Annotated in this window: 18 protein-coding genes; 8 read left to right on the forward strand and 10 right to left on the reverse strand. The window is 70.4% G+C overall.

Annotated elements, in window-relative coordinates:
- The first annotated feature begins 129 nt into the window (after nucleotides 1–129).
- From CYQ11_RS09595 to CYQ11_RS09605, 3 genes are read left to right on the forward strand one after another with little or no spacing between them, the layout of a single operon-like run.
- The gene (locus CYQ11_RS09595; RefSeq protein ID WP_099200595.1) at nucleotides 130–1,374 is read left to right on the forward strand and encodes a glycosyltransferase; all 1,245 of its coding nucleotides are present in this window, start codon (nucleotides 130–132) and stop codon (nucleotides 1,372–1,374) included.
- Nucleotides 1,371–3,017, forward strand: a complete 1,647-nt coding sequence (locus CYQ11_RS09600) for an ArnT family glycosyltransferase (RefSeq protein ID WP_099200594.1) — start codon at nucleotides 1,371–1,373, stop codon at nucleotides 3,015–3,017. The genes CYQ11_RS09595 and CYQ11_RS09600 overlap by 4 nt, the downstream gene beginning before the upstream one ends.
- Nucleotides 3,014–5,452, forward strand: a complete 2,439-nt coding sequence (locus CYQ11_RS09605) for a galactose oxidase early set domain-containing protein (protein WP_099200593.1) — start codon at nucleotides 3,014–3,016, stop codon at nucleotides 5,450–5,452. Before CYQ11_RS09600 ends, CYQ11_RS09605 begins: the two co-directional genes overlap by 4 nt.
- Nucleotides 5,453–5,507: 55 nt before the next feature.
- On the opposite strand, the gene CYQ11_RS09610 is transcribed toward CYQ11_RS09605, so the two are convergent.
- Nucleotides 5,508–6,056 (reverse strand): SMI1/KNR4 family protein, encoded by a 549-nt coding sequence (locus tag CYQ11_RS09610; protein WP_099200592.1) that lies wholly within the window; start codon nucleotides 6,054–6,056, stop codon nucleotides 5,508–5,510.
- A gap of 74 nt (nucleotides 6,057–6,130) precedes the next feature.
- Between CYQ11_RS09610 and CYQ11_RS09615 the strand changes: the two genes are divergently transcribed.
- Nucleotides 6,131–6,550: a GNAT family N-acetyltransferase gene (locus CYQ11_RS09615; RefSeq protein ID WP_240003513.1), complete on the forward strand. Its 420-nt coding sequence runs from the start codon at nucleotides 6,131–6,133 to the stop codon at nucleotides 6,548–6,550.
- Nucleotides 6,551–6,624: 74 nt separating this feature from the next.
- Nucleotides 6,625–6,900, forward strand: a complete 276-nt coding sequence (locus tag CYQ11_RS09620) for a hypothetical protein (RefSeq protein WP_099200591.1) — start codon at nucleotides 6,625–6,627, stop codon at nucleotides 6,898–6,900.
- Nucleotides 6,901–7,232: 332 nt separating this feature from the next.
- Here the strand turns inward: CYQ11_RS09620 and CYQ11_RS09625 are convergent, their stop codons facing one another.
- Entirely contained in the window at nucleotides 7,233–7,820 is a 588-nt protein-coding gene (locus tag CYQ11_RS09625) for an ATP-binding protein (RefSeq protein ID WP_107489256.1), read from the reverse strand.
- A 170-nt stretch (nucleotides 7,821–7,990) separates the two neighbouring features.
- Between CYQ11_RS09625 and CYQ11_RS09630 the strand changes: the two genes are divergently transcribed.
- A complete protein-coding gene (locus CYQ11_RS09630) occupies nucleotides 7,991–8,845 on the forward strand; it encodes a helix-turn-helix domain-containing protein (protein ID WP_099200590.1) in 855 nt (284 codons plus the stop codon).
- A gap of 9 nt (nucleotides 8,846–8,854) precedes the next feature.
- Nucleotides 8,855–9,109 (forward strand): DUF397 domain-containing protein, encoded by a 255-nt coding sequence (locus tag CYQ11_RS09635; RefSeq protein WP_338105637.1) that lies wholly within the window; start codon nucleotides 8,855–8,857, stop codon nucleotides 9,107–9,109.
- Here CYQ11_RS09635 and CYQ11_RS09640 read toward each other — a convergent pair.
- Nucleotides 9,080–9,532 carry a GNAT family N-acetyltransferase gene (locus CYQ11_RS09640; protein WP_099200876.1) on the reverse strand — a complete coding sequence of 151 codons (453 nt, stop codon included), beginning with the start codon at nucleotides 9,530–9,532 and terminating at the stop codon, nucleotides 9,080–9,082. The genes CYQ11_RS09635 and CYQ11_RS09640 overlap by 30 nt on opposite strands.
- 97 nt (nucleotides 9,533–9,629) lie before the next feature.
- Here CYQ11_RS09640 and CYQ11_RS09645 point away from each other — a divergent pair, with 97 nt between their 5' ends.
- A complete protein-coding gene (locus tag CYQ11_RS09645; RefSeq protein WP_146104662.1) occupies nucleotides 9,630–10,067 on the forward strand; it encodes a hypothetical protein in 438 nt (145 codons plus the stop codon).
- A 6-nt stretch (nucleotides 10,068–10,073) separates the two neighbouring features.
- Here the strand turns inward: CYQ11_RS09645 and CYQ11_RS09650 are convergent, their stop codons facing one another.
- From CYQ11_RS09650 to CYQ11_RS09680, 7 genes are all read right to left on the reverse strand, one after another.
- Nucleotides 10,074–10,664 carry a GNAT family N-acetyltransferase gene (locus CYQ11_RS09650; protein ID WP_099200588.1) on the reverse strand — a complete coding sequence of 197 codons (591 nt, stop codon included), beginning with the start codon at nucleotides 10,662–10,664 and terminating at the stop codon, nucleotides 10,074–10,076.
- Between the two features lie 408 nt (nucleotides 10,665–11,072).
- Nucleotides 11,073–11,279 (reverse strand): bacteriocin immunity protein, encoded by a 207-nt coding sequence (locus CYQ11_RS09655; protein WP_099200875.1) that lies wholly within the window; start codon nucleotides 11,277–11,279, stop codon nucleotides 11,073–11,075.
- Between the two features lie 38 nt (nucleotides 11,280–11,317).
- Nucleotides 11,318–15,709: a pyocin-S2/colicin E7-DNase domain-containing protein gene (locus tag CYQ11_RS09660; RefSeq protein ID WP_099200587.1), complete on the reverse strand. Its 4,392-nt coding sequence runs from the start codon at nucleotides 15,707–15,709 to the stop codon at nucleotides 11,318–11,320.
- Entirely contained in the window at nucleotides 15,706–16,077 is a 372-nt protein-coding gene (locus tag CYQ11_RS09665; protein ID WP_240003512.1) for a hypothetical protein, read from the reverse strand. Before CYQ11_RS09665 ends, CYQ11_RS09660 begins: the two co-directional genes overlap by 4 nt.
- A gap of 335 nt (nucleotides 16,078–16,412) precedes the next feature.
- Nucleotides 16,413–17,225 carry a helix-turn-helix transcriptional regulator gene (locus tag CYQ11_RS09670; RefSeq protein ID WP_146104663.1) on the reverse strand — a complete coding sequence of 271 codons (813 nt, stop codon included), beginning with the start codon at nucleotides 17,223–17,225 and terminating at the stop codon, nucleotides 16,413–16,415.
- Between the two features lie 38 nt (nucleotides 17,226–17,263).
- Entirely contained in the window at nucleotides 17,264–18,127 is an 864-nt protein-coding gene (locus tag CYQ11_RS30245) for a helix-turn-helix transcriptional regulator (protein WP_240003511.1), read from the reverse strand.
- A 31-nt stretch (nucleotides 18,128–18,158) separates the two neighbouring features.
- Complete coding sequence (locus tag CYQ11_RS09680; protein WP_099200873.1) at nucleotides 18,159–18,908, reverse strand: 16S rRNA (uracil(1498)-N(3))-methyltransferase; 750 nt, start codon at nucleotides 18,906–18,908, stop codon at nucleotides 18,159–18,161.
- Nucleotides 18,909–18,933 lie beyond the last annotated feature (25 nt).

Genomic DNA, 18,933 nt, shown 5'->3' on the forward strand with positions numbered 1-18,933 from the left:
AACACGCGTTGCTCGGGGAGGCGCGTGAGGGGGGAGATCCGGAAGCGCGCGTTCGAGCGCGTCCAGGGCTCCGGCAACGTCGCAGCGCTTCCGTGATGCTCTCTAGGGGGGAATTCCTTGCTCGTTTCCATGCTCGTCTGCGTGGTGTCACTGGCCCTCTTCCAGATGGCCGCCTTCACGCTCTGGTGGCAGATGCACGCCTGGCGCACGCCCGAGACGCTCGCGGCCACGCGCTTCGCCCGGCCCAGCGGCGAGGGCGCCCTGTCCTTCTCCCTGCTCGTGCCCGCGCGGCACGAACAGGCCGTCCTGGAGCACACCGTCACCCGGCTGCTGCGCTCCACCCATGCCCGCTTCGAGGTGCTGGTCATCGTGGGCCACGACGACCCGGGGACCACGGAGGTCGCCGAGCGGGTGGCCGCGACCGCGCCCCACCGGGTGCGCGTGATCGTGGACACCCATCCGGAGAAGAACAAGCCCAAGGCGCTCAACACCGCGCTCCCGCACTGCCTCGGCGACGTCGTCGGCGTCTTCGACGCCGAGGACCAGGTCCATCCCGAGCTGCTCGCCCACGTCGACCACGCCTTCCGGGCGACCGGCGCGGACGTGGTGCAGGGCGGCGTGCAGCTCATCGACTTCCACTCCAGCTGGTACAGCCTGCGCAACTGCCTGGAGTACTTCTTCTGGTTCCGCAGCCGGCTGCACCTCCACGCGGAGAAAGGTTTCATCCCGCTGGGCGGCAACACCGTCTTCGTGCGGACGGAGGTCCTGCGCGAGGCCGGCGGCTGGGACCCCGGGTGTCTGGCCGAGGACTGCGACCTGGGCGTGCGGCTGTCCAGCAAGGGCAAGAAGGTCGTGGTCGCGTACGACTCCGAGATGGTCACCCGCGAGGAGACGCCCGGCACCCTGATGTGCCTGCTCAAGCAGCGCACCCGCTGGAACCAGGGATTCCTCCAGGTGTACAGGAAGCGGGACTGGCGCCGGCTGCCCACCGTCGCCCAGCGGATGCTCGCCCGCTACACCCTGATGACGCCCTTCTTCCAGGCGTTCACGGGCGTGATCGTCCCGATCAACGTCGCCGTCGCGCTCTTCCTCGACGTCCCCGTCGGCGTCGCCGTGGTGACCTTCCTGCCGGCCGTCACCGCGCTGGTGACCTTCGTCTTCGAGATCGTCGGACTGCACGACTTCGGCGTCCAGTACGGGCTGCGCGTGCGCTTCGTCCACTACCTCAAGCTCGTCGTCGGCGGCCCCTTCTACCAGCTCCTCCTCGCCGGTGCCGCGATCCGCGCGGTCTGGCGGGAGCACCGGGGCCGCAGCGACTGGGAGCTGACCCGACACGTCGGCGCACACCTCGCCCGAGAGGACGTCACGTCGTGACCACCACCCTCCCGACCGCCGCGGCGCCCGCGGCGGCGCCCCCCACCGCCCCAACCCCCCTCAGACCCGTCCTGCGACTGCGCCGCTCCCGCCCGGACCTGCTGCTGTGCGGGGCGCTGCTGGCCGCGGTCCTGCTCGTCCAGGGCTGGAACACCCCCGGCTTCCCCGCGCTCAGCGACGACGAGGGCACCTACCTCGCCCAGGCCTGGGCCGTGCAGCAGGGCGAGGGGCTCGCCCACTACACCTACTGGTACGACCACCCGCCGCTGGGCTGGATCCAGCTGGCCGCGCTCACCTGGCCGGCCTCGCTGTTCTCCCCCGGCACCCTGACGGTCGCCCCGATGCGCGGCGCCATGCTGCTGGTGACGGCGGCGAGCGCGGTGCTGGTGTACGTGCTCGGGCGGCGGCTGGGGCTCGCGCCCTGGGCGGCGGGGCTGGGCATGCTGCTCTTCGGGCTGTCCCCGCTGGCCGTGGTGCTCCAGCGGGAGATCTTCCTCGACAACATCGCCGTGATGTGGATCCTGCTGGCCTTCTGCCTGGCCGCCTCCCCCCGCCGCCACCTGTGGCACCACTTCGGGGCGGGACTCGCGGCCGCGGTGGCCGTGCTGTCGAAGGAGACCATGCTGGTCGTCCTGCCCGCGCTGCTGGTGACGATGTGGCGGCACAGCCACCGCGACACCCGGAAGTTCGCGGTGACGGGCGCGGTGACCGCCTGCGGGCTGGTGGGGCTCGCCTATCCGCTCTTCGCACTGCTCAACCACGAGCTCTTCCCCGGGCCCGGCCACGTGTCGCTGATCGAGGGCGTCAGGTACCAGATGAGCCGCGCGGGTTCGGGCTTCCTCCTCGACTCCGGTTCGAGCGCGCACGCGGTGCTGCGCTCCTGGCTGTACTACGACCGGGTGCTGCCGCTGTGCGGCCTGGCGGCCGCCGTGCTGCTCCTGGTCGCCGCCCGCTGCTCCCGCACCGGCCGCGCCCTGGCCGGCCCCGCGCTCGCCGCGGTGATCCTCGCGCTCGTCGCGTTGCGGCCGTCGGGCTACCTGCCGGCGATGTACGTCGTCCAGGCGCTGCCGTTCCTGGCCCTGGCGTTGGCGGCCGCGGCGACCGCGGCGACCGGCGCCCTGCTGCGGACCCGGCCGGAGGGCGGCCCGCGCTGGCGGGCGGTGCGCTGGGGGGCGGTCGGCGTGCTCGCGGCGACGGCCGCCGCGCTCGTCGTACCCCGCTGGTACGACGGCGACCGCACCGCCATGACGACCGACGCCAACGCCCCCTACCGCGGGGCCGCGCACTGGCTGCGCGACCGTGACCACGTCGCCGACCCGGCCGGCACCCGCGTGCTGGCCGACGACGCGATCTGGCTCGATCTGGTTCACGCCGGCTACCGCCCCGGCACGGGGGCCATCTGGTTCTACAAGGCCGACCTCGACCCGGCGGTCGCCGCGACCCTGCCGCGCGGCTGGCGGGACGTCGACTACGTGGTCGCCTCGCCAACGGTGCGGCGGGACGCGGCGACGCTGCCGCTGGTGCGGGCGGCGCTGGAGCACTCGGAGGCGGTGGCCTCCTTCGGCGAGGGCGAGGACCGGATCGAGATCCGCCGCGTGGCGGGGGCCGGGCGGTCCCTCACGAAGACGAAGGGGGAAGCATGACCCTGAACGTGACCCCGCCCCGCCGGAGGGCCCGCCGGGAGAGACACCGACGGCGTCTGTCGGCCGCCACGGCCCTCCTCCTCGCCTCCGGCGCCTCCTTCGGCCTGCTGCTGGCCACGCCCGGCCCGGCACGGGCGGGCACGAACCTGGTGAACAACCCGGGTTTCGAGGCCGTACGGGCCACGGACACGCTGCCCACCTGCTGGGAGAGCTCCGGCTGGGGCGACAACGACGCGACCGTCACCACCACCGGCCAGGCCCACAGCGGCACCAGGGCGCTGACCGTCTCGGTCACGCGCCGGGTGACCGGCGACCGCAAGGCGCTGATGGCCGAGGACCCGGCCTGTGCGCCCGGTGTGGCGCCGTCCCACCAGTACGACCTGTCCCTCTGGTACAAGAGCACCACGCCGGACGCGTCCATCACCGTCTTCCGCCACGACGCCAAGGCGGGCTGGCAGTACTGGACCGACCTCAAGTCCCTGCCGGTCAGCGAGCAGTACGCGCGCGTGGAGGTCCGTACGCCCGTCGTCCCGCCCGGCACCGACCAGATCACCTGGGGTGTCTCCGTCTACGGCACGGGCACGGTCACCACCGACGACTACGACATGCAGGACGTCACGCAGGCACCGCCCGACGACGACTGCACCGCCGGGAAGGCCTGCACCAAGGGCAGCTGGGCGGTCATGCCGTTCAGGAACCCGGTCCGCAGCATGCACTCGGTCGTCCTGCACAACGGCAAGGTGCTGCTGGTCGCCGGCTCCGGCAACGACCCGGACCTGTTCAAAGCCGGCACGTTCACCTCGGCGCTGTACGACCCGAGGACCGGCGCCATGAAGACGATCCCCACACCGGTCGACATGTTCTGCGCCGGCCACGTGCAGCTCTCGGACGGCCGGGTGCTCATCATGAGCGGCAACAAGGCCTACCCGGCGGCGGACGGCAGCCACGGGTACGAGGGCTTCAAGGACAGCTACGTCTTCGACCCGGCCGGCGAGTCGTACGTCAAGACGAACGACATGAACGAGGGCCACTGGTACCCCTCGGCCACCCTCCTCGGCAACGGCGACGTGATCTCCTTGGGCGGGCTGAAGGAGGACTCGACGGGCAGCGTCACCGCCGAGAAGTTCTCCCAGGCACAACAGAAGTGGCTGCCTCGCACCGAGGTCAACCAGACCTGGTCGTACTGGGGCCTGTACCCGTCGATGATCCTCATGCAGGACGGGCGGCTCTTCTACTCCGGCAGCCACGTCTTCGGCAACGGAACACCGGGGACGGGCGCCTCGGTCTACGACTACGACGCCAACAAGGTCACCGACGTCCCGGGCCTCCAGGACAAGGACCACCGCGACCAGTCGATGAGCGTGCTGCTCCCGCCGGCGCAGGACCAGCGGGTGCTGACGATGGGCGGCGGCAACGTCAACAGCAACCCCGAGGCGAGCCGCCTGACCGACATCATCGACCTCAAGCAGCCCAGCCCCCGCTACGTGCCGGGCCCGCTGTTGCCGCAGGGCACGGTCGACCAGGGCCAGGGCCGGAAACCGGAGACGGGCGCGCAGGGCAAGATGTACGTGTCGGCGGTCCTGCTGCCCGACGGCAAGGTCCTGGAGACGGGCGGTGGCCTGCACGACCGGGCGGACCCGGTGTACGAGGCGAGCTTCTTCAACCCGGTGAGCAACACCTTCCAGGCGGGCCTGCCGACGGACCCGATCCCGCGGACGTACCACTCGTCGGCCTTCCTGCTCCCGGACGGCCGGGTGATGGCGGTCGGCGACAACCCGGGCAACGGCACCTTCGACGACCACGTCTCGGTGTACACGCCCCCGTACCTCTACAAGGGCCCGCGGCCGCAGATCACGTCCGTGGCGAACGACAGGTGGCAGTACGCCAGCACGCAGCGCGTCACGGTGGACCGCCCGGTGGTCAAGGCCGAACTGATCCGCCCGGCGGCCGTCACCCACTCCTCGGACCCGAACCAGCGCTTCGTGGACCTGCCGATGACGGTCGGCGAGGACGGGAGGACGATCGACCTCAACGTCACCAGCAACCCCAACATGGCACCCCCGGGCTGGTACATGCTCTTCGCCGTGGACGCCGACGGCGTCCCCTCGGTGGCCTCGTGGGTCCACCTGGGCGGCCCGGAGGCGATGGCGGCCCCGATGGTGCACGGCTTCGCGGAGACGATGGAGAAGACGCCGAAGCGCCCGGAGCAGCCCCGGGCCTCCCACCCGGTCTCCCCCGGGATAGCGGGCTGCGACCGCCACTACGGCGCGGAGAACGTGTGCGTGCCCACCGTCTTCCCGAAGACGGTCGCCGAGACGACGCGGGCCCGCTGCGCGTGGCTGAAGGACCACGGCTACGGGCCGCTGAAGGTGAACGGACGGGACGACCCGCTGAGGCTGGACCCGAAGGCGACGGGGTGGGCGTGCAGGAGGTGACGGCTGGAGGCCCGCCCGCGCCCTGTGCGGTGGGGCGGGCCCGTGGCTCAGTCGCTCACGTGGCCGTCAGGATCTCGTCGTTGGGCACAAACGTGTGGTCCATGCCGGGGAGATCGTCGAAGTAGAACGACTCCACGTCCCCGGTCATCACTCCGGCGAGGAACCCGGCGCAGGTCTGCTGGTGGTGCTCCCATTCCGGCCCGCGTCCCTCGTTGAGCATCACGGTCCAGGAGTCGGGGTGCTGCCCGGGCCGGACGAGCCAGTACAGGTAGTGGCCGCTCCCCTCGACGTACGCCCAGGGAATCACCCGTGCCTCGCCGTCGAGGAGTTCGGCGGGTTTCGGCTCGCCTCCGTCCCAGAGGTCGGCGAGGATCTCGTCGCGCTCGGCCGCGATGGCGAGCAGCTCGTAGCCGGGGTCGGCGCAGCCGGGGTCGAGGAGCCAGATGGTCTCGTCGAAGAGACCGCCGCCGTACACGTCGACGAGCTGCTTGAAATCGTCGGGCAGCGGGGTGCCCAGGGCGGCCTCGACGGTCGTCCAATCGCGGGGACGCGGGGGCGCGGCAGGCGGGACGATGTCGACGAGCCGACTGATTGCGGGGTGCATCGGAACTTCTTTCGTGCGTCTCACAAGGTGGAAAGTCACTGGCACGCCGCCATGCGTCGTGCTGGGCTGGGTCCGTGATCAAGATACGGACCGCTGTCCAGGCCGACGCCGAGAACGTGCTGACCTTCTGGAAGGAGGCGGCGGAGGGCACGTCCATCACGGACGACACCGACGGGGTGACCCGGCTGATCGAGCGCGACCCCGAGGCGCTGATCCTCGCGGAGTCGGAGGGGCTGCTCGTGGGCTCGGTGATCGCGGGCTACGACGGCTGGCGGTGCTCCCTCTACCGCCTGGCGGTACGCCCGTCCCACCGCCGCCAGGGCATCGCGACGGCGCTCCTGACGGCGGCGGAGGAACGGTTCAGGGCGGTGGGCGGACGGCGCGGGGACGCGATGGTGCTGGAAGCGAACGAGCGGGCGCAGCACGCGTGGGCCGCCGCCGGCTACGAGCGCGAGGACCACTGGCGGCGCTGGGTGAAGCCGTTCCGGGCGTGAGGGGCGCCGTCACCACTGGGTTGCTCCAGCGGTGCGGATGCGCGGGATTCCCCGGCGGCTCCTAGGGTGAGGCCGTGACCTGGAGCGAGGCCGAGTATGTCGAATACTTGCAGAGCGAGCGGCGTCTGTACGCGTGGGTGATGCGGCGCCACGGCAACCTGACGCTGCCGGAATCCTGGGCGGCGGCCCTGGCCGCCTACCCCTACGAGCCGGACGGCACACCGCATCGCGGCCTTGTCTTCCACGACGAGCCATGGCACTGGGCGATGCTGGACCTTCACGGCGAGCGGTACACGGTGGAGCATCCCGAACTGGTCCATCCACCGGTGGAGTACACGGCCCTTGAGTGAACGCTGACGAGGAAGAGCCCCTGCTCTGACGCACGTCCGCTCCGCGAAGCGGGGCGGCCTCCGGGCGCAGCCCGGCACTCCGCACACCGGCCACGCGGCCGCAGACGACGACGGACCGGCGGAAGGATCGCGGCAGCAGCCCGCTCCGGAGCGCAGCGGAGGCTTCGGTGACCCCGGCCGGCCACCGGCCCGCCCGACCGACAACCGGACCCCGGCCCGTCCCCCTCCCCTCCGCTGCCGGCGCCTTGCGCCGAAGGCGCGAGACGAAAGCCGCACCCGGCAGGACCGAATTCACTGCCCCACCGGGCCGTAGCCGTGTTCACCCGTGAGGGTCACCAGGGATCACCGGCCTGCGACGGATGCGCCTCCCGCCAATGTCCGCGTACGGCGACCGTCGCCGCGACCGCCTGCGCCCGGTCCCCGCGATCGACTGCCGCGCGCTGCACGGCCCCCAGGTCGCCACACTCAACGCATCCCGCCGCCCCCGGAGGCAGCAACTCGAACCACAGCGCCTTGCCGAAGCGCCGCTTGTCGTACGTGTGGCTCCCCCATGTGCTGGCACACTGCCGTACGAGCGTCAGCCCGCGCCCGGACTCGGCGCCCCGCCCGTCACGCCAGGACCGCCGCCTGAGTGTTCCGGTCGCGAACGGCGCCGGAACGAAGGGGCTCGTGTCCCACACGGTCACCCGAAGCCGCCCGCCTTCACGCCCGCGCAACCGCAGGGTGCAGGGGCCGCTGGTGTGCAGACAGGCGTTGGTGACCAGTTCACTGGTCAACAGTTGGGCGTTATCGATCAGTTCTGTCATTCCGTGACTGCCGAGGACTGCGCGGAGGGTGGTCCTGGCGATGGCGGGAGAGCGCAGATCGCGCGGCAGTTCGAGGGTGTACGACCAGGGCTGTGACGGCGATACGGTGGCCATGGAAGTCTCCTGGCGGGAGGTGGAGTTGGAGCACTCAGGTGGGGCGAGTGGCTTGACTCACACCGTAGCGCCGCCTATGGACTACATTCCATGAACTTCGCGGACCGTAGCCCATCTAGACCCGTCTGAGTGACATCAGGACACCGTGTGCGAACAAAACGAGGAGCACGATGCCGCCGAGCACGCCCCTACCAACGATCCGGCGTCGGCGCCTGGGCGCGGAGCTGCGGAGACTTCGCGAGCGGGCGGACATGTCCGCCACCGAAGCCGGCGCGCTGCTCGGGGCCACTCAATCGCGCATCAGCAACATCGAGGCAGGAAGGTACGGAGTCAGCGCCGACAGGGTGCGCGCGTTGGCCCGGATCTACGACTGTTCGGACCAGGCGCTGATCGAAGCGCTGGCCGGAATGACGGGGGAGCGCAAACGCGGGTGGTGGGAGGAGTACCGCGAGCTGCTCCCCGCCAGCCTCCTCGACCTCGCCGAGGTAGAGCATCACGCCACTGCGATCCGCGTTTCCCAGGTCATCAATATCCCTGGTCTGCTTCAGACCACCGACTATGCCCGTGCGATCTTCCGCGAGGCGGTGCCAGAGCTTGTTCCTCACGAAGTCGAGCACCGCATCTCCCACCGCATCAAGCGACAGGCAGTCCTCTACCGTAAGACCCAGCCGGCTTACACGGCAATCATCCACGAGGCGGCTCTCCGCATGCAGTTCGGCGGCACAGCCGTCACCAAGTCCCAGCTCAAGCACCTCCTCGCCATGAGCGAGAGGGAGAACATCACTGTGGTCGTCATCCCCTTCGACGGCACGTCGTTCCCCAGCGCAGGCCATGGCATCGATTGCTTTCGCGGGACCGTTCCGCAGCTGGACACCGTTCTCCTCGACACAGCCCATAACGGCACCTTCATCGATGCCAGCGCACAGCTCGACCGGTGCCGCCTCGTGCTGGACCGCATGGAGAGCGTCGCACTCAAGCCTGACCTGTCACGCGACCTCATCCACGGCATTGCCCAGAACGTCTGAGAGGAACAAGTGAGCACGCTCAATTGGCAAAAGTCGACGTACAGCGAATACGGGTCGTCTTGCATCTACGTGGCCACGCGATATGGCTGGCAGAAGTCATCGTTCAGCGGCGAAGGCAATGCCTGCCTCTACCTCGCCGCAACCGAAGCGATCCACCTCCGCGAAAGCGACGCCCCCAACATCATCATCACCGCCACCCCCCGAAGACTGCGCCGCCTCATATCCAGCATCAAGTCAGGAGCCCTGGACCGCCCCACCCGCTAGCGACTTGAACAAGTAGACGTCCGCGTGCCCACCCGGCACCCCGGGCACGCGGCCCACTTCCCCGTACCCGTGCCGCTCGTAGAAGCCCGGCGCCTGGAACGTGTAGGACGACACCATCACGCGGTCGCACCCCCGCCGCACAGCCTCCGCTTCCGCGGCGAGCAGCAGTTTGCTGCCCCAGCCGCCCGCGCGGCTGTCCTCGCGCACCCAGAGCAGTTCGATGCCGCAGAGGCCGCCCCAGGTCCAGGCGGTCAGGCCGCCGACCAGGTGGCCGTCCGCGTCGTCCACGCGCACCGAGAAGTCACCTCGTTCGGCTTTGCCCGTAGCCGCGTCGTTGAAGGCGTCGAGCTCGTTCTCCAAACGGTCGGTGAGCCCGGCGTCCTCCGCGCCGACGGTCAGAACATTCACCTCAGCAGCAGTCATAGACGGCAGTATGGGCACACCGCACATCAGTGAAGCCACCGGATTTCCGGGCCCACCGGGCTCGACACGTGCCCCGGCCAGAGCAAAACTGCTGCTCATGGCGCAAGATCACTGGCAGGACGAGGACCACGAGTCCGTCCGCCGGGCGACACGTTTGTTGTCGGCCGGCCACGGCGAGGGCCCGACGCTGGACGAACGCGTCCGGCGCTGGGAGTGGTTCGTCAGCGAGGTCGAGGAGGGCTTCGACACCACGTGGGTGTGGGAGTACGACCAGGACATACGCTGCCGAGACTGGTTGCACGACGCCTGGCCGATCCTGACGGAGCGCATCCGGGCGCACTACCAGGGCGAACTGGACGCGTTGGATGACCGTTTCCTCGCGGCGACGGCGCCGATACGGCCCCACGGAGCGGGCGCGGTGGCGAACCCGGAGCGCTGGTGGCGGCATCGCTACCCGCAGCGCGTGTCCGGCACCCGGCGCGAGGACCACCTGCCGCCCACGTGGTCGCCGACGCCGGCGTACGTCGAACTCTGAGCCACGTCAGGGCATGGACGCGGCCACGGCCGCGGTCGCGGCCGCCGCCCGGGCCGCCCGCCATTCCGGCGCGAGCACCGACCACAGCTCCATGTCGTACCGCTCGCCCCGCAGGGGGAAGCTCTCCCGCTGCACGCCTTCCTTCGTCATCCCGAGCCGTCGGGCGACCGCGATGCTGGCCGTGTTGGCGGTCGCGGCCTGCCACTCCACGCGGTGGATGCCGCGCTGCTCGACGGCCCAGTCGATGACCGAGCGGGCGGCGCGGGTGATCAGGCCCTTGCCCACCGCTGACGGCTCCAGCCAGCAGCCCACCTCGGCGACGCCCTGTCCGACGTCCATCGACCGGATCAGGACCACGCCGACCAGCTGGCCGTCCGCCCAGATGCCGTGGATCCGCCCGGTGTCGGTGGCGGCTTTCTGCGCGTACGAGCGGAGGTACGCCCGGCTGGACTCCAGGTCCCAGACGACCTCGGAGAGCGGGAGGAACCGCCCGACGAAGTCCCGCCCTCGCCGCACGTGGGCGAGGAACTCCTCGGCCTGCCAGGGCTCAAGCGGCCGCAGCTCCGCGCCGTCGTCGCCCAGGGATATCGCGTACATGGTCCCCCTCCACGTTCGAAATCTGCCAAATGATCTTCTCATGGGGGCAGATGACGGCCCGGTCCGCCCCGTGCCCCGGCGAGGCCCGCCCCGACATGCCAGGAGGCGGGCACGGGCTGATCGACATGCGGAGCGGGTGCGGATGCATGGGGCGCGTTCGAGGCGGGACCCGTGGAACGAGCGGGCTTCGAGGTCAGTTTCACGCTGTCGGTGCGAGCTTGAGGGGGCGCCCCGGCAGGGCCCGGTTATAGACCGCCGACCCGGCTCCGCTTTTCCACCAGGAATGAATAAGGAGCCAGGAAACACACGACGGACGACACTGAGCCCGCCTTCATGGAAGGCGGGCTCAAAAATCCTCAAACCGTCAGGCACGATCCTTGCCCAAGGGGACGCTCACACCGGACCCGCCTACAAGGCGATGGGCTTGTAGGCGAGCGCCCGGTCCACGACCTCTTCAGCAGTCAGCTCAGGCCTGGTGTGGTAGATCAGGTCCGTGACCGCGGGATGAATTACGTTCCGCTCAAGGGTATGGACGAGCTCGTCATGCTCAGCCTCCGTCTCCCCTTCACCGGCCATGATCCTCTCCACGAGCTGAATCAGCTCTTCTCGCGTCATGTTCACCCCTTACCTAAAGGTCCATCTCAGAGTCCGGTTCAACCCATGTGATACCCGGGCTCCAGCACTTCCTTATGGTACCGCGGCGTGGCCACGATGAGGTTATCCAGGTCATACACGCCTCCGCCACGCTGAATGGGCACCACATGATGGAGGACATAGCGCCCATTTTTCCCGAGGGCTTGATTCTTCACAGTCCACGGCGCCTTCCCATCCGCCATGAGCGTCCGGTCCGACTTGGTGAACTGAGATGCGAGATTCGGGTCCTTGGAAACCTCGGTCCAAAACGCTTGACGGAATTCGTCGAAGTTCCTGAACTGCCTTCCCTGAAGCGCGCGGGCAATCTGCCCGGGAATCTTGCCAGCATTACCGGCGCTACCCCTGAGCCATTTGCCGTCGACATCTCTGAGGCCCGATCCGCCCGTTACCGACCCTGGCGTGTTGCGCATGGTGGTCGATGTCTTGGGCGCCTCCAGTTCCAGAGGCGTGCAGGGTGCGAGACCGAGTGGGTCGGCAAGCCCGTACGGGTTGCTCACATACCTGGACGGGTTCGGAGCAGCAGCCAAGCCCAGTGGATCAAGGGCGATGTACGAAGCCGTTTCCGGGTCGTAGTACCGGAAATAGTTGTAGGCGAGCCCCGTCTCAGCATCCGCGTACTGCCCCGGGAAGCGCAGCGGGCAGTCGACACCCGCGTCCGGTGCCGGCAAGCGCGTGCCCCACAGCGAGGTTCGCTGTTGCCAGGCCAGCTCGCCGTCCGGCGTCACAAGCTCCGTCGGCGTGCCGACCAGGTCCGTGACGACGGCGTGGAAGCGCGGCGTGCGATCAGCGTCCGCGAACTGCTTGATCAGCGACGTCTCCGCCGGACCGGCCGGCGTCGTCCTGTGATCCGTCTGGGCTATCGGGCGGTGCGTGCCCGGGGCATGGTCCCAGGTCGTGATCGCGCCCTCTGCCGTCGTCTGCTCGACCAGGCGCGTGCCGTCCCACGCGAACGACACCGACTCCGCGACCGCCCCGTCATCCGTCAGCCGTCGCTTGGATATTCGGCGGCCCAGCGGGTCGTACGCATACCGCCAGCAGTGACCGTCAGGCGTCGTGGTGCCCGTCAGGCGGTCCTCGGCGTCCCACGTGAACGTCCACGTCCGCGTCTGCCCGTTCAGCAGCTTGCGCGTCTTACGCACGACGCGTCCCTGCGCGTCGTGCTCGTACGTCGTCCGGCCCGCGCGCCGCAGCAGCGTGCCCTCGAACTCGCGCTTGCCGGGCGCGTCGTGGGCCGGGGCCGTGGCGTGGGTGAGGTTGCCCGCCGCGTCGTAGGCGTACGTCTCGGTCCAGCCGTGGGCCCTGACGCCCGTCACACGACCCGTCCGGTCCACGTCGAACCGGCGGGTGCCGGACGTGAGCTCGCGGATCTCGGTCAGGTAGCCGTCGGCGCGATAGGTGTAGGCGCGGTGTTGCCGCAGCCGGTCGGTCTCCGGGCCCCGCTTGGCCGTGATCGACTGGGCGGTGAGGCGGTCGGCCTCGTCCCAGGTCTGGCCGAGGGTCGCGCCCTCCCCCAGGCGTCGTTCCGTCTCGCGTCCCGCCGCGTCGTAGGAGAACGCCAGCGTGCCCGCGTCACCGCGCAGCTCCACCGGCCGGCCCGCCGCGTCGTACGTCCACTGTGACCGCAGTCCCGACGGCGTGGTCCGCTCGACGCACTGCCCGAGGGTGTCGTACGCGCGCGTGAGGACCCTGCCGTTGACCGCTTCCGACAGCGGTCGGCCGAGTGCGTCGTAGGCGAAGACGACCTCCGCGTCCGCGTTGGCCGTGCGGTTCAGGTAGCCGGCTTCGTCGTACGCGTACGTCGTGGTCTCACCCGAGTCCGCCACACGTTGTTCGACGACGCGTCCCAGCTCGTCACGGGTGAAGTGAAGCGTTTCTCCGGCGCCGTTCGTCCGCGACACCAGGTCGCCCGCCGGGTTGTGGGCGTAGGTGAGCGTCCGGCCGTTGAAGTCCGTCTCGGACGCCAGGCGGCCCGCCTCGTCGTAGTCGTACGACCAGCTCAGCCCCTGCGGGTTGGTCACCTCGACCAGCCGCAGGTTCTTGTCGTAGGCGAAGGCGTACGTCGTGCCGTCGGACTCCGTCCGCGAGGCCGGGAGGTCGAAGTGGGTGTAGGCGTGCCTGGTCTCGCCCCCGCCGGGGTCGGTGTGGGTGAGGAGGTTGCCCTCGCCGTCCCACGTCCAGGTCTCCCGGCGGCCGTCCGGAGACTCGCGCCAGCTCGGCTTGCCCTCGGTGGTCCAGCCCATCCGGGTCGTGTGGCCGAGGGGGTCGACGACCTCGACGACGCGGCCGAAGGTGTCACGGCGGACGGTCGTCGACCGGCCCAGGGGGTCGGTGAGCGTCACGGGCAGGCCCGCCGCGTCGCATTCGATGCGCTGCGTGTGGCCCAGGGCGTCGGTGACGGAGGTCAGCCCGCCCCGTTCGTCGTAGCCGTAGCGCGTCTCCGCGCCGGTGGGGTCCTCGCTCGTGAGCAGGTTGCCCCGCTCGTCGTAGGTGTGGCGCCATACCGCCCCGCCCGGCTGGGTCACCTCGACCGGCCTGCACCGGTCATCGAAGACGGCTGTGCCCGCCGTGCCGTCCGGCAGGGTGACCTTCGTCAGGTTGCCGGAGTCGTCGTACGCGTAGTGCGTGGTGCGGCCGCCCGCGTCCGTCACCGACAGGGGGTTCTCGCCCCTCGCGTCCCATTCGGTGAGCGTGACGTGCCCCAGGGGGTCCGTCTCGCTGACGACCAGGGCGTCGGCGTCGTACTGGAAGACGCTCCGCCGTCCCAGCGCGTCCGTGACCGTCGTCGTCCGCGACCCGTCCTCGTACTCCAGCGTTCCCGAGAGGAAGCCGTCGCTGCCCTCCGTGCGCACGACGCGCCCGCGCTCGTCGTAGACGTAGCCGTACGACGTGCCGTTGCGGTCGGTCCACGACGTGACGCGGCCCTCGGCGTCGTACGTGAACCGCAGCGGCTTGCCGCTGGAGTTGACGACCTCGGTGAGGTTGCCCGCGTCGTCGTAGCCGTAGCGGACCAGGAGCGTGCCGCCGCCGGGCGTCTGCTGGGGCTCGTACTGCGACGGTGCCTCGTCGAGCAGCCGCAGGGCGGTGACGCGCGGGCCGTCGGTGTCGACCGCCACGTAGTAGCCGCCCGAGTGCCGGATGGCGGTCGGGGTGCCGCTCAGGGTGCGCTCGATGTCGACGCGCATCCCGTTGCGGTCCTGCACGCTCTCCAGCGGCAGCTGGGCCGCGCCCGGGACCGCGCAGGGCGCGGGGTGGGCGAAGGTGCGGACGAGGCCGCTGTACGGGTCGGTGACGGTCATCACGCCGTCCGGCGTGCCGTCCCACTCCAGCGGCCAGCGCGGGCCCTTGACCGGCAGCACCGGCTCGCCGGGCACGGGTACGGGGTAGACGAGGCGCATGCCGTCCGCGGCCGCGAACACCACGCCTTCGGGGTCCAGCTGGACGCGCTCGTCGAGCGTGGAGGCCCAGGTCGGGCCGAACCAGTTGCCGGCCCGGTACGACGACAGGTGCGTGCGCTCGACGACGAGCGGCAGGGCGCCCGGCAGGGTGACGTCGGTCTGCGGCAGCAGCATCGCGCCGGTGGCGACGTCGATGGGGTCGAGTTCGCACTTGATCTGCGAGGGGAGACGGGCCGCCGCGCCGAACTCCTCCGCAAGGCCCGGCCGGACGCCGTTGAGCAGGTTGCGGACGCCTCCCGCCTCCGCCGCGTTCTTCGCGAAGGCTCCGGCACCGCCGAACGCCCCGCCGAAGAACATGCCGTCTTTGATCGACTTGTCGGCCTCGCCCCAGTCGAAGTCCTTCTGCAGGCCCAGGGATATCTTCATCGGCTGGGCCACCGCGAGGTCCACGGTCACCGCTTCCAGCCCGCCGAACGCGGCCCCGGCCAGCGTGAACCCGGCGATCTCGGCCACCGTCGCGGTCACCGCGATGCCCACGGACGCGCCGCCGGCGATGATCGCCTCGGCGGCGGCAGCGGCCGCGCCCGACAGGGCACCGCCGGTGGCTATCGCCAGGGTGACGCCCGCCGCCAGCACCGCCAGGTCGACGGCGATCTTCTCCCACAGCTCTTCCATGGCGTGGTCGATCGCGGCGGCCATCTTGTCGCAGGCCTTCGCCATCTCCTTGGCGGAGTCGGAGACGTCACTGAGCCATCCGGCGTCCTTGCCCTTGGCGTAGCGACCCCAGAAGGTCTCGAACGCCTCGATCGCCTCACCCTTGTTGTTGTGGATGAGGGCGCCCGCCGTGTTGTTGACCGGGCCGCGGACGTCGTCGACGCTCTCCGCGAACGCCCGCCACGCCTTCGCGGCCTTACGCAGCTTCGCCGCGTCCCCGTCCGGCCAGTACAGGCCCATGTGGTGGACGAGGAAGCTCTGGACCTTGTGCTTGAGACTCATTCGCCGGCCTTGCCCGCATCCTGCCGGCCGCCGTCCTTGACGCCCTTCTTGCTGAACATCGAGCCGATCAGCTTGTCGTTGTCGACGTGGCCGTCCGACATGTCCGCCATCGCCTCGTGAATGCTGGCGAGTCCGCCGATGAGGATCTTCGTGGCGTTCTCGATCTTCTTGCGCGCCGGCGTGTAGCCCTTCGCGAATTGCTTGCCCTGTTCGTCCTCACCCCACGGCGCCCCGAGGCCGTCCAGAGTCGTGGTCAAAGTGGTCAGCGCCTCGCGAAGCTTTCCACTCTGTTCACTGAACGTCGGCGCTGAGGACTTCAGGTCCTCCGCCTTGATGTCCAGGACCTTTCCGCTGCCGGCCTCACTCACGGCATTGCCTCCCCGTTCGATGCCCCGTGATGGGACCATCAAGACTAAGGAGTTGTCGATCAGTCCTCGATCATTCAACGGCGAATAGCGAACAAAGAACGATATGTGCGGTGTGATGCCCGGCACACCAGGGCTCGCCGCTCGGCACGCCACCCGTGGCCCCGCCCCGGGGTGCGCCACGCCGACGCCGAATCCCCCGTGGCCGGCGTCGGCGGCGCCTCTCCCCCGTGGGAGAAAGCATGGCGGACGCCCCGGGGGGTCTGCCATGGGAAGAACTTCCTACGCCCCCGCGACCGGCTTCCCGAGGGCCGCCCCGGGCCTCTTCCGAGGTCCCCCTAGCCCGCGACCAGGCCGGTTCCCCTGGCCAGCAGCACGGTGGAGACCCGGTTGTTGGTGCCGAGCTTGCGGTAGACCTTCTCCAGGTGCCGGTTGACCGTGTGCGGAGAGATGGCCAGCCGCCGGCCGATGGCCTCCGTCGTCAGACCCTCCGCCAGCAGGCCCAGAACCGTCAGCTCACGCGGGGTCAAGTCGTGGTGCGGCAGGGCCGGAACCCCCGATCGCCGCTCCCGCTCCTCCCGCACGCGGCGCAGTTCGCGGATGTGTTTGTCCGCGCTCAGCAACAGCGGCTGAATGCGCGTCGCCAGCGCGAGTTCGTGGTCGGTGAAATCGCCCTTGCGGCCCAGCGACACCGCGCGTACCGCACCCGGCACACCCGGCATCGGAAGACCCATCTGATGCGTCGTCCCGAAATCCCGGCGCGCTTCGCTGCGCCACAGGGAATGGCGCCAGTGTTCACAGATCTGCGTCATGGTGACCGGGCGCTGTTGATTCGCCTCAAGGTAGGCGATCAGGGGGTGGCGCTGACGCATTCGCCTTTCGACGATGTCCCGCACCGAATCCCCGAGGTTTTCCGGCGCCCAGCCCTCGGCCCGTCCGCTCTGCCTCGGCAGGAACAACTCGGCGAAGATGACCGTGTCGCAGGCGAAGGCTTCCCGCAGGTGCGCGGCCATGAGCGGCCACACGGATTCCGGGGCGTCGGTCTCCAGGACCTCCACCACAAGGTCGAGCATGCGCTCGTAATCGCTTGCACGGAGCAGCGCCATGGCCGGTACGTTCTCCCAACGGCTCGGCTTCTTCGTCAGTTCCACCGGCCCCCCGCGGGAGAGAGTCAATCACGCACCCCAGGTCAGGGCACAAGCCCGGCCTGTCGCGCCAGCAGCACCGTGCGGACCCGGTTGTTGGTGCCCAGCTTGCGGTAGACCTTCTCCAGGTGCCGGTTGACCGTGTGCGGGGAGATGGCCAGCCGCCGGCCGATGGCCTCCGCCGTCAGACCCTCCGCCAGCAGGCCCAGAACCGTCAGCTCACGCGGGGTCAGGCCGTGGCCCGTCAACCGGCCGGCCGGGAGGGCGGGCGTCATGGCGCGCAGCCGGCGCCGCTCCCGCACATGGCCGCCCACCGCCTCCAGCAGCGGTCGGACGCGGGCCGCGAAGGCCAGCTCACGGGAGCCGAACCTGCCGTCGCGGCCCACGATGACCAGGCGGACGACGCCGGGGCCGGCCGTGAGCGGCAGGCCCACCTGCTGGGTGACGCCGAAGTCCCGCCGCGCCTCGCTGTACCACTGGGTGCGGCGCCAGCCGTCGCAGATCTCGCCGACGTCGACCGGTGCGAGGTCGCCGCTCTGGGCGTAGGAGATGAGCGGGTGGTGCTGCCGGATGCGCCGCTGGACGAGACCGCCGACGTACCGGCCGAGCCGGTCCGGCGCCCAGCCCTCGATGCGCCCGGTGCCCTCCGCGAGGTTCACCTCCGAGAACGTCGCGGAGCCGCAGTCGAGCGCGTCGAGGAGGTGGCGGGTGACCAGGTGCCAGGAGTGGTCGGTGTCCGTGCCGGCGCCGGCGTCGCCCCCGACCCCGCGGGCGTCCGCCGGCGCACCGCCGCCGATCCCCACCGTCCCGCCGCCGCCCGCCGTCCCGTCATTCCCCAGGACCTCCACGACGAGGTCGAGCATGCGCTCGTAGTCCCTGGCGCCGAGCAGCGCCGCCCCCTCCGCCATCTCCCAGCTCCCCGGCCCCCGGTCGGTTCCCTCAGCCCCAGCGTCCCGTCCGGCCCAGCAGCAGCGCGGCCGCCGCCGTGCCGGCCGTCGACGTGCGCAGCACGCTGGGCCCCAGGCGGTACGGATGGGCGCCCGCCTCCGCGAAGGCGGTCAGCTCCTCCGGGGAGACGCCGCCCTCCGGGCCGACGACCAGGACGATGTCGCCCGTCTCCGGCAGCTCCGCCGTGGCGAGCGGAGTGCTGCCCTCCTCGTGCAGGACCGCCGCGAAGTCGGCGTCGGCCAGCAGCGCCGCCACCTGGCGGGTCGTCATCGCCTCGGCCACCGAGGGGAAGCGCAGCCGGCGCGACTGCTTGCCCGCCTCGCGGGCCGTGGCCCGCCACTTGCCCAGGGACTTCAGCCCCCGGTCGCCCTTCCACTGGGTGACGCAGCGCGAGGCCGTCCACGGGACGACCGCGTCCACGCCGGTCTCGGTCATGGTCTCCACGGCCAGCTCGCCGCGGTCGCCCTTGGGCAGGGCCTGGACGACCGTGATGCGCGGCTGCGGCAGCGGCTCGGAGCGCACGGAGGTGACGGTGACCTCAAGGTGGTCCTTGCCCTCCACCGCCGTCACCGTGCCGTGCACGCCCGTGCCCGCGCCGTCCGTCAGCACGATCTCCTCGCCCACGCGCAGCCGGCGCACCGAGACCGCGTGACGGCCCTCGGGGCCGTCCAGGGGGAAGACGGTGCCGGGGAAGACACCGGTGAGGGCGTCCTCTTCGACCAGGAAGACCGGCGCTGTCATGACGTACTCGCTCTCTCGGATCAAC

Source organism: Streptomyces cinnamoneus (assembly GCF_002939475.1).
Taxonomy (GTDB): Bacteria; Actinomycetota; Actinomycetes; order Streptomycetales; family Streptomycetaceae; genus Streptomyces; species Streptomyces cinnamoneus_A.

Bases quoted from the DNA above. Each gene is read 5' to 3' on its own strand.
- CYQ11_RS09595 (WP_099200595.1), top strand. From the start codon at position 130: ATGCTCGTCTGCGTGGTGTCACTGGCCCTCTTCCAGATGGCCGCCTTC.
- CYQ11_RS09605 (WP_099200593.1), top strand. From the start codon at position 3,014: ATGACCCTGAACGTGACCCCGCCCCGCCGGAGGGCCCGCCGGGAGAGA.
- CYQ11_RS09610 (WP_099200592.1), bottom strand. From the start codon at position 6,056: ATGCACCCCGCAATCAGTCGGCTCGTCGACATCGTCCCGCCTGCCGCG.
- CYQ11_RS09625 (WP_107489256.1), bottom strand. From the start codon at position 7,820: ATGGCCACCGTATCGCCGTCACAGCCCTGGTCGTACACCCTCGAACTG.
- CYQ11_RS09630 (WP_099200590.1), top strand. From the start codon at position 7,991: ATGCCGCCGAGCACGCCCCTACCAACGATCCGGCGTCGGCGCCTGGGC.
- CYQ11_RS09640 (WP_099200876.1), bottom strand. From the start codon at position 9,532: ATGACTGCTGCTGAGGTGAATGTTCTGACCGTCGGCGCGGAGGACGCC.
- CYQ11_RS09645 (WP_146104662.1), top strand. From the start codon at position 9,630: ATGGCGCAAGATCACTGGCAGGACGAGGACCACGAGTCCGTCCGCCGG.
- CYQ11_RS09650 (WP_099200588.1), bottom strand. From the start codon at position 10,664: ATGTACGCGATATCCCTGGGCGACGACGGCGCGGAGCTGCGGCCGCTT.
- CYQ11_RS09655 (WP_099200875.1), bottom strand. From the start codon at position 11,279: ATGACGCGAGAAGAGCTGATTCAGCTCGTGGAGAGGATCATGGCCGGT.
- CYQ11_RS09660 (WP_099200587.1), bottom strand. From the start codon at position 15,709: ATGAGTCTCAAGCACAAGGTCCAGAGCTTCCTCGTCCACCACATGGGC.
- CYQ11_RS30245 (WP_240003511.1), bottom strand. From the start codon at position 18,127: ATGGCGGAGGGGGCGGCGCTGCTCGGCGCCAGGGACTACGAGCGCATG.
- CYQ11_RS09680 (WP_099200873.1), bottom strand. From the start codon at position 18,908: ATGACAGCGCCGGTCTTCCTGGTCGAAGAGGACGCCCTCACCGGTGTC.